This window comes from Arsenicibacter sp. R0_47 (assembly GCF_057652235.1).
The window spans coordinates 270,622-285,296 of record NZ_JBYFCJ010000001.1; the positions used below are offsets into that span (position 1 = coordinate 270,622).

At 53.8% G+C, this 14,675-nt stretch carries 9 protein-coding genes; 5 read left to right on the plus strand and 4 right to left on the minus strand.

Annotated elements, in window-relative coordinates; translation table 11 throughout:
• Window positions 1-6: 6 nt before the first annotated feature.
• Window positions 7-915 carry a dihydrodipicolinate synthase family protein gene (locus AC23NW_RS01140; RefSeq protein WP_487447143.1) on the minus strand — a complete coding sequence of 303 codons (909 nt, stop codon included), beginning with the start codon at window positions 913-915 and terminating at the stop codon, window positions 7-9.
• Between the two features lie 137 nt (window positions 916-1,052).
• Here AC23NW_RS01140 and AC23NW_RS01145 point away from each other — a divergent pair, with 137 nt between their 5' ends.
• The 3 genes from AC23NW_RS01145 to AC23NW_RS01155 all read left to right on the plus strand — a co-directional run bounded on the left by AC23NW_RS01145 (window position 1,053) and on the right by AC23NW_RS01155 (window position 5,013).
• Window positions 1,053-1,919, plus strand: a complete 867-nt coding sequence (locus AC23NW_RS01145) for an AraC family transcriptional regulator (protein ID WP_487447144.1) — start codon at window positions 1,053-1,055, stop codon at window positions 1,917-1,919.
• Window positions 1,920-2,059: 140 nt separating this feature from the next.
• Window positions 2,060-3,724, plus strand: a complete 1,665-nt coding sequence (locus AC23NW_RS01150) for a glycoside hydrolase family 28 protein (protein ID WP_487447145.1) — start codon at window positions 2,060-2,062, stop codon at window positions 3,722-3,724.
• Window positions 3,721-5,013: a nucleoside hydrolase-like domain-containing protein gene (locus AC23NW_RS01155; protein ID WP_487447147.1), complete on the plus strand. Its 1,293-nt coding sequence runs from the start codon at window positions 3,721-3,723 to the stop codon at window positions 5,011-5,013. Before AC23NW_RS01150 ends, AC23NW_RS01155 begins: the two co-directional genes overlap by 4 nt.
• 64 nt (window positions 5,014-5,077) lie before the next feature.
• Here AC23NW_RS01155 and treS read toward each other — a convergent pair whose 3' ends face one another.
• The 3 genes from treS to AC23NW_RS01170 form a co-directional block, all read right to left on the minus strand.
• Entirely contained in the window at window positions 5,078-8,377 is a 3,300-nt protein-coding gene (gene treS / locus AC23NW_RS01160; protein WP_487447149.1) for a maltose alpha-D-glucosyltransferase, read from the minus strand.
• 92 nt (window positions 8,378-8,469) lie between these two features.
• Window positions 8,470-8,886 (minus strand): type II toxin-antitoxin system death-on-curing family toxin, encoded by a 417-nt coding sequence (locus AC23NW_RS01165; RefSeq protein WP_487447150.1) that lies wholly within the window; start codon window positions 8,884-8,886, stop codon window positions 8,470-8,472.
• On the minus strand, window positions 8,886-9,071 hold the full coding sequence (locus tag AC23NW_RS01170) for a hypothetical protein (protein ID WP_487447152.1): 186 nt from the start codon (window positions 9,069-9,071) through the stop codon (window positions 8,886-8,888). The genes AC23NW_RS01165 and AC23NW_RS01170 overlap by 1 nt, the downstream gene beginning before the upstream one ends.
• A 114-nt stretch (window positions 9,072-9,185) precedes the next feature.
• Between AC23NW_RS01170 and AC23NW_RS01175 the strand changes: the two genes are divergently transcribed.
• Together AC23NW_RS01175 and AC23NW_RS01180 are read left to right on the plus strand one after the other, a co-directional pair.
• A complete protein-coding gene (locus tag AC23NW_RS01175; RefSeq protein WP_487447153.1) occupies window positions 9,186-12,032 on the plus strand; it encodes a hypothetical protein in 2,847 nt (948 codons plus the stop codon).
• A 329-nt stretch (window positions 12,033-12,361) separates the two neighbouring features.
• On the plus strand, window positions 12,362-14,659 hold the full coding sequence (locus tag AC23NW_RS01180; protein ID WP_487447155.1) for a S9 family peptidase: 2,298 nt from the start codon (window positions 12,362-12,364) through the stop codon (window positions 14,657-14,659).
• The last annotated feature ends 16 nt before the right edge of the window (window positions 14,660-14,675 follow it).

Sequence of the window (14,675 nt, forward strand, 5' to 3'; positions counted from 1 at the left end):
AGTCGGCTAGACTGCCAGCGCCGGCCGTATGGCCAGCGATGATTCGATCACGTCGAGGACGCGCTCGCGCTCAGCACCGGTCAGCATCAGGCGAGGGGCCCGGACATACTCAGAACCGATGCCGGTGGCAGCGGCGGCTAATTTAATATACTGCACTAGTTTTGGCTGAATGTCGAGCTCCAGCAACGGCATAAACCAGCGATAAATCTGGAGCGCTTCTTCAATCTGCCCGCTTTTCGCCAGTTCATAGATCGCAACCGTCTCCTGCGGGAAGGCATCAACCAGACCGGCTACCCAGCCATCTGCGCCCAGCAACAGGGCTTCAAGGGCCAGCGTATCCACACCACCGAGGATGTTGAAGCGGTCGCCGAAGGCGTTGCGCATGCGGGTGATGTTGGTCAGGTCGCGCGTAGATTCTTTCACTGCGGCAATGTTCGGTACATCGGCCAGGGCTTCGAACATCGGCACCGTAATGGCGATCTTATAATCGACCGGGTTGTTGTACAGCATGATCGACAGGCTGGTCGCTTCGGCAACGGATTTGAAGAACACCGTTGTTTCGTGCGAATCAGCGAAATAGCGCATTGGCGGGAGCAGCATCAGGGCGTCGGCACCGTTGGCTTCCGCTTCTTTGGCAGCGGCTATGGCTTCGCGGGTGATGGATTCTGCCACGTTCATGATCACCGGAACGCGGCCGGCGCTAACCTCCAGGGCCGTTTCGAGCAGCTGAAGGCGCTCTGAACGGGTGATGGTGCTGGCTTCGCCCAGCGAGCCGCCCAGAATCACGCCATGTACGCCCGCGTCGATCTGAGCGTTAAGGTTTTTACGGAACAGGGGTAGGTCAAGTTCGTCGTCGGCGGTGAACGGCGTCAGAATAGCGGGGTAAACCCCCTGCCATGAAACAGGTGTTGCCATGAGTAATCGGTTGTATAAGTCCTGAAATCAAAGTTCCGGAAAAAGCAGCAGATGAGCTAAACTGAATTTAATGTATTCTAATACTTTTTTTGCCTGTATTTTCAGTAATCTTGCAGTTGCATAACAAACAAGTATCAATGAAGGCGCTTTTGTTTCGGGTTCCGGCGGTTGATGACCGGTCGTTCCGTGTTCAGGAGGACGTAGAAGCACATTTCTACGGGCGTTTACATTTCCATCCCGAGATTCAGCTGACCCTGATCCGTGAAGGCGAAGGGTCGCAGATTATCGGCGATAAGATTGACCGCTTTCGTCCCTACGACGTGCTGTTGCTGGGGGCAAACCTGCCGCACGTCTTCCGCAGCGATCCGGAGTATTATGGCGGACAGGCGGATTTGCGGTCAGTATCCTACACCATTTTCTTTAAACCGGAACAGGTAGGTTTGTTCGGCTTACCCGAAACGGCGCATCTGCAGCAGTTGCTGAACGATGCCCGGCATGGCGTACGACTCCGCTGCCAGGAGCCGACGGCCCTGACCGAGATGCTGGAATCGCTGCCGCAGCAACGGCCGTTTGAGCAGCTGGTGACGCTTATGCGGGCGATGGACGAACTGGCCAGCCATCCGGCGCGGGAAGTGCTGTCGACAAGTGCTTACGAGCAACCCCGCCGCCCCGACGACCACCAGCGGCTGGATCAGGTGTTTAACTACCTGTTGCTGCATTATGCCTCGCCGATTACGCTGGAAGATGTGGCCGACGTGGCCAACCTGACCCCGACGGCCTTTTGCCGGTTTTTCAAGATTCATACGCGGAAAACGTTTTCGCAGCTGCTTAACGAAATCAGGGTCGAACACGCGTGCCGGTTGCTGTTACAGTCGGAGCAGTCGATCAGCCAGATTGCCTTTGCCTGTGGCTTCACGAACCTCTCGAACTTTAACCGCCAGTTTAAGGCGATCACCGGCAAAACCCCCGGGCAGTACCTGAAGACGGGGAGGCTGGATGCCTGATGGATATATGTAGAACGGAATGATATTCCGTTTTAAATGACAGCCTGTTTTGAATAGCAGTCCGTTTTACAATCTATTTTTTCAAAATGAGCCTGTTCTCTTGCGGTGGACGGGGCAGAAAATTGACTTACAGATAAGCCATGAAATTTTCCATGAATAACTATGTAACGTGCCTTGGATTGACCCTTGCCTTATCCGCCGGTCAGTTTGTACATGCGCAGAACCCGACCCCTTACAGCTGGAAAAACCTGCCGAAAATCACGCAGCCGGTTTTCCGGAAAGACACACTCAACATCACCGCCTATGGGGCAAAACCGGATGGCTATACCCTTAACACCAAAGCCATAAATGCCGCCATTCAGGCGTGTAGTCAGAAGGGCGGGGGTGTGGTGCTGGTACCTGCCGGTTTGTGGCTGACGGGGCCGGTTGAGCTGAAAAGCAATGTGAACCTGCACCTGAAAAAGGCGGCAACCCTGTTGTTTACAACCGATAAAAGCCAGTATGCGCTCGTTGAGGGCACGTACGAAGGCAAGCGGGCTGCCCGGAATCAGTCGCCGGTGTCGGGGATAAATCTCGAAAATGTCGCTGTTACCGGTCAGGGGATTGTCGACGGAAACGGCGACGTGTGGCGGGCTGTTAATAAAAATCAGCTGACCGAAAGCCAGTGGAAAGAGAAAATAGAGTCGGGCGGTGTGTTGAAAGACGACGGCAAAACGTGGTATCCGAGCGAGCAGTTCAAACGGGCGAGCGTCGGTAACCGCAGCATGCTGCTCACCGACGGCAAGACCCCGCAGGATTTTGCCGATATGAAGGATATGCTGCGGCCGAATCTGGTAGTGTTCACCAACTGCAGAAACGTATTACTGGAAGGTGTTACGTTCCAGAATTCAGCGGCCTGGTGCCTGCATCCGCTCATGTGCCGGAACCTGACGATCCGGAACGTGACCACCAAAAATCCGGAATACGCCCACAACGGCGATGGTATGGATATTGAATCCTGCAAAAACTTCCTGATCGAAGGCTGTACGCTCGACGTGGGCGATGATGCGATCTGCATCAAGTCGGGTAAGGACGAAGAGGGCCGTAAGCGGGGAATGCCGACCGAAAACGGCGTGATCCGCAACAATACCGTCTATAACGGCCACGGCGGGTTTGTGGTCGGCAGCGAAATGAGCGGCGGGGCGCGTAATATTTTTGTCTATAACTGCACGTTTATTGGTACCGATAAAGGCCTTCGCTTCAAATCGGTCCGGGGGCGCGGCGGGGTGGTAGAGCACATCTACGCCAAAGACATCTTCATGAAAGACATCGCGCAGGAAGCCATATTCTTCGACATGTACTACTTCGTTAAGTTTGCGACCGACGGGGAGCGCGATATGCGGCCGGTAGTAAACGAAGGAACGCCGGTTTTCCGCGATATGCATTTTGAGAATATCGTCTGCCACGGTGCGACAAAAGGCGTTTTTGTGCGCGGTTTGCCCGAAATGCCCGTCAAAAACATCGTGATGGAACGGCTGTTTCTACAGGCCGACAAAGGTGTTGAACTGATCGACGCCAGCGGGATTCAGATCCGGAAGGCGCAGTTTGTGACGAAGGAAACAAAGCCGGTAATTCTGGTTGAAAACGGGCAGCAGCTGACGTTTGACGGCATTACTTACGACCCGAATGCGGGCCTGTTGTTTTCGATCAACGGCGAACGGAGCCGGCAAATCAGCGTGACCGGCACCGATCTGACAAAGGCGCAGAAGAAAGCCGAATTTGGTCAGGGTGCCTCGGAGCAAAGTTTGACGACTGCACCAAAATGATCCGGAACCTGTGGGTAACCTGCTGGCTGGCCGTTGTGCCTGCGGTACTTTGGGCACAACAGCCTGTGCCGGTTAAACCGCGTATCCTGATCAGCACCGACATCGGCGGCACCGATCCGGACGATAACCAGTCGATGGCGCATTTTCTGATGTACAGCAACCTCTTTACGACTGAGGGGCTCGTATCGTCGCCTTCGTACGGGAACGGCACAAAGCAGCATTTGCTGGATATGATCGGTCTGTATGAGCAGGATTTGCCGAAACTGGCTAAGCATGCCAAAGGTTATCCGTCGGCGGATGCGCTGCGGGCCATCTGTAAGCAGGGGCGGCACGGCCTGCTGCCGTTCAAGGGGTATGCCGCCGCCACTGAAGGCTCTGACTGGATCATCAACTGTGCCCGCAAACCCTCGCGTCAACCGCTTTGGGTACTGGTCTGGGGTGGTCTTGACGATGTAGCGCAGGCTTTACACGACGCACCGGATATTCAGGATAAAATTAGGGTATACTGGATTGGCGGACCTAACAAGAAATGGGGTGCCAACGGCTATGCCTACATCGCTGAACACTTCCCGAACCTGTGGCTGATCGAAGCCAATGGGTCGTACTATGGTTTCTTTACCGACACAGCCGCGCCGGACAGCCTCCGGAACGACCGCTATTACGACCGCTATATCCGTGGTGCCGGCCGTCTGGGCGAGGACTTTAAACACTACTACAAAGGCAGCGTGAAGATGGGGGATACGCCTTCGCTGCTGTACATGATGGATGGCGACCCTGCCAATCCGCTGAAAGCCGGCTGGGGCGGCAGCTTTACGCGGTTTACGCATAGCCCGCGGGTGGTTTTCAGGCGTAACACGACGCTGGCCGACACTGTGACGGTATATTCGGTGGTGGAACTCCGGTTCAAGGGACCGGTTATCAATCTGCCGCCGGATTCTGCCTGTTTCACAATGGCGGTCAAGGCAAAGATCGGGCAGCAGACATGGCCGGGCTATTACCTGGGCGATGGGAATTATGCGATCCGGTATTCACCCAAACAAGCCGAAACACTGACGTATACGATGACCGCCAACATCGCCGGTTTTCCCGAACAGCAGGGACAGTTTGTCGTCCGGAACGGCTGGCCGGGCAAACCATCGCCTGACGATTACCGGTTAGGCCCGAACTGGTTTACTGACCGCCCCGATGCCCAGCTGTTCGAAGGCATACAGCAGGGCGCTAAAACCGTTTCCGCCTGGCGCACTGCCATCCTGCTCGACTGGGCAAAGCGGTGGGCATGGCTGCGGTAGGCTTTTTATGTTGACAGGAGCCGGTTTTATATTGCACACAGCAGCACAAACCGGCTCCTGCTTTTTACCGCTCTACCACCAACCGGTGAATGATCCGGGCGGGAACGGTTACGAATTCGGGGCGGTTCGCCAGTTCGGTGTTGAGGTCGGACAAGGCACGCTCGAGCATGTAGGTTTCCAGCATCATCGTCCGGTCGGTTTCGTCGGCCGGGATAAACGAGCAGCCTTCCACTGTATCCAGATAGGCCCGCAGGAAAAAGCCGCTCATGCCCTTGGCCCACAACCGCGCAAACGGCAGCAGTCCTGTAATGTCGGCTTCCTGCACCTGCCGCGTAGCCTGAATGCCCTCGTAGGCAACGTAATAAAATGACCGGATCATCGATGCCACATCGCGCAGCGGCGACCGCTTCAGCCGGCGTTCGCTGTAGCTGCGGGTCGGGTCGCCCACGAAATCCTCGATGGCGAGGTCTTTGCCCGTGAGCAGAACCTGACCCAGATGGTAATTGCCGTGAATCCGGATCTTGGTCGCTTCCAGCTTGTGGGTATAAATCCGCTTCAGTACATCCAGCACGGCGTCCTTATGCCCGACAATGGTATCAATCTCTTTCCGCGCCGATTCGGGCAGGCTGTGCAGGTGCCGTTCAATCTGCTGATACCCCTCACGGACCAGCGATTGCATCCCGGCAAAAAGCGACCGCTGATAGTGCAGCGAAAAGGACTCGGGGCTGAAATCAGGCAGCTTACTGTCGGCCAGCGCCATGTGCAGCTGGGCCGTACGGACTCCCATCAGGCGCGCTTCTTCGGAGGCGGTGTTGCCCAGCAATACCTTCAGGTTTTCCGGTAGCTCGTCGAAGGCCAGCGGATGGGTCAGTGTCCCTTCCAGCTTTGTCGGCAGTTCGTCGCGGTTGCGGGCCAGAATCCGCTCGATGTAGTTGTTGATCCGCTCCTGCATGAACGTCCGCCCGTTACCGTGATTTTCGATCAGGTCCTGCATCATACCGAGTACAATCGTATCGTTCTCCTGCTGCCACTCAATGGCGCCCCGATACGCCGGAATGTAGTTGTAATGCGCTTCGTCGGTCAGGTAACGGGTAATTTCCAGATCAGGATTAATGGCCGGATCCACTTTGCGGTAGAGTTTCAGGAAGTAGCAGTTGTCGTAAGCCAGCCCCGTATAGCCGTCTACCGAGGTGTGTACCTTCACCTTGAGCGTCTCGTCGCCGCACCGGTTGGCCAGCGCTTCTTTCCCCTGGAACAGCAACCGGCTGCCGGCCGAGGCGCCGATCCGCTGGTTTTGGGCCATGTGGGTCAGGAGCGTTTGCTGTAGGTCGGCCGTAAACAGGGCATCACACAGGATCCCTTCGGTGTCGCCGATCCGCAGCCGGGCAATGACGGCATCCGGACAGGTTGCGGCCAGTTTACCGGCGCCGAAGCCCAGCGGCAGAAAATAGGTCTCCGGCAGACCGCTCTTGTAGGTCGCTTCGATAAGCAGGAAAACGACGGAGCCGTTGCCGGTCTCAACCGTTGCCTGCCGGACAATGCTCAGGCTGTGCAGGTTCCGGTCTTTGCCGCTGAACCAGTTCATCCGGGCAAAATAGGCCGGTAACAACGTTTGTTCGAGGTCACTGCCGAAGCTTGGCAACAGGTCCTCCCAGCGGTTAAGCGTCAGCGACGGCCATTCGTCGGACTGGCGGCTGGCCGTATTGACCGGCTCCATCACAAACCACTCATATTCGTATGGCGCCATGGTAAAGAAATAGGGTACGCCGTCGCGGACTTCGGGGAAGCGGTTCTTGCTGAATACCTCTACCGGCCGGTAGCCCGCAAACCGCGACAGATCAATCTCCGCCGGTTGCGAGTATTTCGACAGGTTCACCACGATCAGCAGTGTTTCGTCTTCGTACTGCCGGGTATAGGCCAGAATTTTCGGATTCTCAACCGGCAAAAACGTCAGATCCCCCCGCCCGAACGCCTTGAACCGCTTCCGCATGTTGATCATGCGTTTGGTAAACCACAGCAACGACGAAGTATTCTGCCGCTGCGTCTCCACGTTCACCGACTCGTAGTGATAGGCCGGATCCAGAATCACGGGCAGGTAGAGCTTCTGCGGGTTGGTGGCCGAAAAACCGGCGTTCCGGTCGGGCGACCACTGCATCGGGGTGCGCACGCCGTCGCGGTCACCGAGGTAAAAGTTATCGCCCATTCCGATTTCGTCGCCGTAGTAAATCACCGGCGTACCACGGAGCGAAAACAGCAGGCTGTTCAGCAGCTCAATTTTCCGGCGGTCGTTGTCCATCAGCGGGGCCAGCCGGTGCCGGATACCGAGGTTAATGCGGGCTTTCGGGTTTTTGGCGTAGGTTTTATACATGTAATCCCGCTCTTCGTCGGTCACCATTTCGAGCGTCAGTTCGTCGTGGTTACGCAGGAAAATGGCCCACTGACAGGTGTCCGGAATGGCCGGTGTCTGGTCGAAAATATCCGTGATCGGGTAGCGGTCTTCCATCTGCACGGCCATGAACATGCGCGGCATAACCGGAAAATGGTAGTTCATATGGCACTCATCGCCATCGCCGAAATACGAAGCCGATTCTTCCGGCCACATGTTGGCTTCGGCCAGAAAAACGGTGCCGGGGTGTTTTTCGTCAACGTGTTTCCGGAGTTTTTTGAGGTATTCGTGGGTTTCGGGCAGGTTTTCGCCGTTGGTGCCTTCCCGTTCAAAGAGGTAGGGAATGGCATCGAGCCGGAAGCCGTCGACGCCCATTTCGCACCAGTAATCAATGATGGTAAAGATTTCGGCCTGTACCTGCGGACTGTCGTAGTTGAGATCGGGCTGGTGGTGGAAAAACCGGTGCCAGTAATATTGCCCGGCTACAGGGTCCCATGTCCAGTTGCTGGCTTCAAAATCCTGAAAAATGATCCGTACGTCTTTATACTGCGTCGGATCGTCGGACCAGACGTAGTAATCCCGTTCCGGAGAGCCTTTGGGCGCTTTGCGGGCCCGCTGAAACCACGGATGCTGGTCAGACGTGTGGTTAATGACCAGTTCGGTAATGACTTTGAGATTGCGTTTGTGAGCCTCATCCAGAAACTGCCGGAACTGATCGAGATCGCCGTACGACGGATTGATACTGTAATAGTCGGCAATGTCGTAGCCATCGTCGCGCAGCGGTGAGGGGTAGAAGGGCAGCACCCAGACGGTCGTGACGCCAAGTTCCTGCAGGTAATCCAGTTTTTGAATAAGTCCCTGAAAATCACCGATTCCGTCGCCGTTTCCATCGCTGAATGCCTTGATGTGCAGTTCGTAAATAATGGCGTCTTTGTACCAGTGGAGCTTATCGTCGAGGGTTATGTTTTGTGGATGCATAGCCTGTTGTTGTTCATGAACGTTGATATACGATTACGTATACAACGCCCTGAACGACAAAATGGCCTGAATTTTTTAGGAAGTGTACGTTGTCAGTGAGGCTGGTTGGTAACAGCGTATCGGGTAAACCAAGCCCTGCAAGTATCCAGATCGACCAGGCCGGAGGCTACCCGGATAATGAAATCTGTCAGTAAAGTATCGTCTACGGATGGTGCCATGGAATATCCGTTCAGGTTGAGAAAAATCAGAGCTGCACCAAGTCCGGTTCGTTTATTTCCGTCTGAAAAGATATGGTTACAGATAATGCTATGGCAAAGAAGCGCAGCTTTATCTGTAATCGTCGGGTAAAGCGGCACTCCAAACATATCTGCCTGCACTGCATCCAGGAGGTAATCTAAATTTTCTTCGTGTAAAAAGTTTTTGGGCGGCATAAAATTCCCGCCGTGCTCCTGAATAGTCGCCTGGTTGAGTTTGATAATTTGCTCTTTCGTCAGATACCTTACCTGCATTACGCCAGTGCTTTAAAGGTAGCATCAAAGCGCTTGAAGTTTGCCTGCATTAAGGCGTCGACTTCAGCATCAGTCGGCTGAACCTGTTCCTGCAGAATTTCTTTCAGCAGATTTTTAAACGTTTCGGGTTCTTCATGCAAAAGCTCCCGTAAAGCAGCCTTAATGGTGTTTTTATCAATAACCATAATTCTTTACATTTAACATCAACAAAAATACATACTTCCGGTCGTTATTAACAACAACGTAAACCGTCTAACGTTTTTAATCACAGTTTCTTTACGCCGTCACTACTTGTCTGTATGCAATCACTCTACCACCTCATTCGCTTCGAAATCAACTACCATCTTCGCCGGCCGGTTACCTATGTGTTTGCTCTGCTTATTGCTGCACAGGCAGTCTGGTACAGTCAGCGGTTGTTTTCCTACTACGCCAACGATAAGACCTTCATCAACTCACCGGCGAACCTTTACCTCGTAATGGCCTCGTTCGGCATGGCCATTGCCATCATGGCATCAATTCTGGCGGGGCAGTCGCTTACCAAAGACCTGGACCACAAGGTAACGGGGTATCTCTACAGCCTGCCGATGTCAGATCATACCTATCTGATCGGAAAATTTGCGGGGACATACATCACCGTGCTTTTACTGTCCCTTTTCTATCCGGTTGGCGTGTTGGTTTTACCACTGCTGTTTCCGGATCAGACCGGTCCGCTGCACATTGGTCCGTTGCTCGATGCGTTTGTCCGGGTCGTGCCACAGAACATCCTGCTGGTAACGGCCATGTCCTTTTCGCTGACAATAGTTACCCGCCGGATGCTGGGGGCCTACCTGACGATGCTGCTGTTCATGGTGTACTTCCTGCTGATGGAATCGAACCGGGAGGCGGCTTTCGAAAGTGATCTGCTGATGCTCGATCCGTTTTGCTTCGGTATTACAAAGGACACCGTCGATGGTCTGTCGACAACTGAGCAAAATACCGGTTACCTGCCATTTGCCGATTTCTTCATCATTAACCGGTTGCTGTGGCTGGGGGCGGCTCTCGGGCTACTCGTCAAGGCGGATACTCAATTTTCGTTTCAGGACTTTGTAGAACAACCACAGTCCCGCCGACAATCACTTAAAGTAATTGAGAACGTTATTCCGCAAACAACCGGTCTGCCGGTGATGACGCCGCTTTTTACAACTGCCGCCCGTTTGAAACAGGCTGCCTGGCTTACATGGCTGGAAATCAGGATGCTGTTCCGTCAGCCCGTAGCAGTACTCAGTTTGGTGGCAGTTATGCTGCTGACCGTTGCCTATGCCTATCTGTACCGTACAGAGGGCGCTGATCAGTTTTTGTTGCCGCTAACGGCCAGGATCACAGCGCTTCGTCATCCGATTGGGATTGCCCTGTCGCTGTTGCTCATCGTTCTGACCGGTGAACTGATGTACCGTGAACAGACAACCCGGTTTCAGCTCATTTATGATACGCTGCCGTTCCCTGGCTGGGTAACGCTGTCGGCTAAGGTATTGACGATGATACTTCTGGCGCTGGGCTTGTCGCTGGGCTTAGGCCTGGCCGGTGTGGGCGTTCAATTGGCGAGCGGGCTGGCGTCAGCTGTAAACGGAGCGCTTTATGCCCGTGATTTGCTGATGGATGGTTTTGGCGGATTTGTACAACGCATTATCCTGACAGTACTGATCACAACCCTGATCCCGAACCGGTACCTGGGTCTGTTTATATCCATATTGGTGTACGTGTTGCTGGTTACGGCCGATGCGGTCGGGGTTGATGTCCCGGTCTACAGCTTCCTGCCTGCCGCCGCAGATTACTCCGAACTGACCGGCTACGGCCTGTCTGCCGCTATCCAGCCTTACTATGCGCTGCTATGGTGGCTGGTAGCCGGATTGCTGTTCCTGCTGGCGCTTGGCTGGCAACTACGTGGTATAGAAACGTATCCTGTCGCGCGGCTCCGGCAATGGCAACAACGGGTAAACCGCCCGTACCGGCTTGCCTTGCTGGCCGTAGCTATACCGATCCTGGCCGTTAGCGCCCTTATGCTGCGTTTACCCGATATACAGCCAGCAACGGCCTTTATCCCGCAACGCTGGGCACCGCCGGCTAATCAGCAGCGGCTGGATTATACCATCCGGACTGCTCAGGGAACTATTCCCGTCACAGTATATGCACAGCATACCTACAACCTGTCGCTGTTCAAAGAGGCAATTACCGACGCGCTGCAATCTGGTTCGGCAGTATTAGGGAAGTATCCCTATCCGTCGCTGACGGTTGCGGAGGTGCCGTTTCAGGGCGATCCGGCCCTGTCGATGGCTGGGGGGCGGATTTACCTGTCGGAGAAACGGGGCTGGTTTACCGACATTGCGCGGGAGGGACCCGACGAAACCTACCTGCTTCTGTCTCGGCTGGTATTTGAGCAATGGCTGGGAACCCAGAATGTTGATAAGCCGGTAACAGGGGTCATCCAGCATGGTATCGCAGAGTTTCTGGCCTTACAAGCGCTGGTTAACCGATATGGTGAACTAAAGCTACCCGTACATATGGAGGAACATTTCAGGCTGTATAAGAAAGGGCGCGGACGGGAAAAAGGGTATGAACCGACGCTAACCGAAAGTGCGCGAAAACCATATGCCGATATTCATAAAGCCAGTTTAGCCCTGCATGATCTGGGGCAACTCTGGGGTTATAAAAAATTAAATAAAAGTATCGGAAGCTTCTACAGCACAACGATTGGAGCCGGTAAACCGGAAAAGGCTACTACGCCGGCATTACTGCAGCAACTGACTAGTCAGTTGCCCGACTCACTAACTTATCAGCTGGCTTACTTTACAAAGCGGAATTGGTACGATTGGCAGATTGCATTTTTGACCCAACAGGATGATGTTGTCCAGTTTAATGCCTTAGCAGATAAGTGGGAAGACGATGGCATGGGTAATCAAAAACGTGTTCCGGTTCTGGATTGGATACAGGTAGCGTTGCTGGATGAAGAAAAGCACATACTGAGCCGGACGGAGGTATTTGTCGGGCCCCTTGAGCCACCGGTCAGAGTTACTCTCGTACCCAAAGCCAGATTTATTGCTATTGATCCTGTATGTACTGTGCCCGACCTTAACCGAAGAAATAATATCAAGCGGTTAATGGTATATTAAGCTGTGTGTACCTATCGTCTTGGCCGGATATTACTCCTTAAAATAAGCTTACATCCGGCCAAAATGAGCATATATAAACAGCTATTGCCTTTATTTGAGCAAAAGGGCGATAAAATACTACCAAACTTCGGTAAAGCAGGCAAAGCTATGTTGTGGGGAAAAGAGTAAGTTTGATGTACCTTTTGTGTACAACGAGAAACTATACAAAAAGATGTTAAGGGACTGACAGAAACAGCTAACTGCCTTGGATAGCTGTTTTTTTTGTAAATTTTGTGTAGAAATTAGTTTACAAATTCTTTTCGGAATAAGCACTTAACCATAACCCATACATGCGTTCACACGTTTTCCGACAGCGGTGTTGCCGCCGCTTAAGCTATCTTTTTCTCCTTATATTAATCCCCTCACTGACTTTCGCTCAGGGTCAGCAGGCTGATTATCTCCGCGCTGAGGCGCTGCGTACTAAACTGCGCGATAAAGTGTATCATGCACCCAATACCGTTAACTGGTCCGCATCCGGTAAATACGGCTGGTATACCATTCAGACTGAACAGGGTAAAGAGTTTATCACCGTTGATCCGCAGGCGCGCACCCGCCAGCCTGCCTTTGATCACAGCGATCTGGCACAGAAACTGTCCGATAATTCCCGCCGGAAATATATTCCGTATAGCCTGCCGTTCAATCAGTTAACCTACCGGAAAGACGATCAGGAAATCGAATTTGTCGTCGATGGCATTACCTGGCAATATGCCCTGGCTACCCGCGAACTACGTAACAAAGGGGAAACTAAACCGGAGGGGCGCAATCCCCGGTACTGGGGTGCATCGGCGCCGGAACTCAGTGATCAGACCGTTATCTCGCCCGACAGCAACTATGTTGCCTTCATCCGCAACTACAACGTATATATACGGGCGCAGAAAACCCGTCAGGAAACCCAGCTGAGCTTCGACGGCTCGGAAGGTGAGTATTATTCCAGCCGCCTGCAATGGTCGCCCGATTCCAAAAAACTGGCCACCAACAAGGTGCGGCCGAATCAGAAGCATTTGATCTATTTTGTCCGGTCGTCGCCGGAAGACCAGCTACAGCCAAAGCTTGAAAACCGCGAATACCTGAAACCGGGCGATGCGCTGCCGGTACGCCGGCCGCAGCTCTTTCTGATTGACGAACGCCGGCAGATTCCTGTCGATGATGCGCTGTTCAATCAACAATACAACATTTCGCGGCTGGAGTGGCGCAAGGACAGCCGCGCCTTTACGTTTGAGTACAACCAGCGCGGGCATCAGGCTTTCCGGGTCATTGAGGTCAACGGCACAACCGGTGCCGCGCGGGCCATTATCGACGAACAAAGCAGGACGTTTATTGACTACAGTGGCAAACACTTCCGCCACGATGTAGCCGACGGTAAGGAAATTATCTGGGCCTCGGAGCGCGACGGCTGGAACCACCTTTATCTGATCGACGGTCGTAACGGCAAGGTGAAAAAACAGATTACCAAAGGCGATTGGCCGGTCCGGCAGGTTATCCATGTAGATGAAGACAAACAAACGATTCTGTTCGCGGCCGGTGGCCGGATTGAAGGGCAGGATCCGTATTTTCTCCAGTATTACCGCGTGAATTTTGACGGCAGCGGTCTGACGGCCCTGACCACCGAAGACGCTAATCATACGGCAGCATTCTCGCCGGATCATACCACTTTTATTGATACCTATTCCCGCGTGGATATGCCACCGGTGACTGTCCTGCGCAGCGCTGCTGACGGCAGCGTGCTCATGGAACTGGAGAAGGCCGACATTACCGAATGGAAAAAACTGGGCTGGCGCGAACCGGAAGTATTTGTGTCGAAAGCCCGCGACGGCAAAACGGATGTCTGGGGCATCATCATCCGGCCGACGAATTTTGATCCGGCCAAAAAGTATCCCGTCATTGAGAACATTTACGCGGGGCCGCATGCCTCATTTACCCCGAAGTCGTTCATGACCAATAACCGGTCGATGTTTGAACTGGCCGAACTGGGCTTTATCGTGGTGCAGCTCGACGGGATGGGCACCTCGCACCGGTCGAAGGCGTTTCATGACGTATGCTGGCAGAATCTGAAAGATGCCGGCTTCCCCGACCGTATCCTGTGGATGCAGGCGGCGGCGCAGAAATACCCGTTTATGGACATCAGCCGCGTTGGTATTTACGGCACATCGGCCGGCGGGCAAAGCTCAACGGGGGCGCTGCTTTTCTATCCGGAATTCTACAAAGCGGCGGTTTCTTCCTGCGGATGTCACGACAACCGCATGGACAAAATCTGGTGGAACGAACAATGGATGGGCTATCCGATCGGCCCGCACTACGATGAGTGCTCGAACGTGACCAACGCGCATAAACTACAGGGCAAATTGCTGTTGTTTGTGGGCGAGGTAGATGATAACGTCGATCCGGCGTCGACCATGCAGCTGGTTAATGCCTTGGTCAAGGCTAACAAGGACTTTGATTTTCTGATGGTGCCGAACATGGGGCACTCGACCGGCGGGGATTACGGCGAACACAAACGGCGTGATTTCTTTGTCCGGCATCTGATGGGCATCGAACCACCGTCGTGGAGTAGCCTCGAAGCGGCGAACAAAGCACTGACAGTGAAATAAATACATAACCTTTCTA

Coding starts and splice junctions, on each gene's coding strand:
- AC23NW_RS01140 (WP_487447143.1), bottom strand. CDS start 915: ATGGCAACACCTGTTTCATGGCAGGGGGTTTACCCCGCTATTCTGACG.
- AC23NW_RS01145 (WP_487447144.1), top strand. CDS start 1,053: ATGAAGGCGCTTTTGTTTCGGGTTCCGGCGGTTGATGACCGGTCGTTC.
- AC23NW_RS01150 (WP_487447145.1), top strand. CDS start 2,060: ATGAAATTTTCCATGAATAACTATGTAACGTGCCTTGGATTGACCCTT.
- AC23NW_RS01155 (WP_487447147.1), top strand. CDS start 3,721: ATGATCCGGAACCTGTGGGTAACCTGCTGGCTGGCCGTTGTGCCTGCG.
- treS (WP_487447149.1), bottom strand. CDS start 8,377: ATGCATCCACAAAACATAACCCTCGACGATAAGCTCCACTGGTACAAA.
- AC23NW_RS01165 (WP_487447150.1), bottom strand. CDS start 8,886: ATGCAGGTAAGGTATCTGACGAAAGAGCAAATTATCAAACTCAACCAG.
- AC23NW_RS01170 (WP_487447152.1), bottom strand. CDS start 9,071: ATGGTTATTGATAAAAACACCATTAAGGCTGCTTTACGGGAGCTTTTG.
- AC23NW_RS01175 (WP_487447153.1), top strand. CDS start 9,186: ATGCAATCACTCTACCACCTCATTCGCTTCGAAATCAACTACCATCTT.
- AC23NW_RS01180 (WP_487447155.1), top strand. CDS start 12,362: ATGCGTTCACACGTTTTCCGACAGCGGTGTTGCCGCCGCTTAAGCTAT.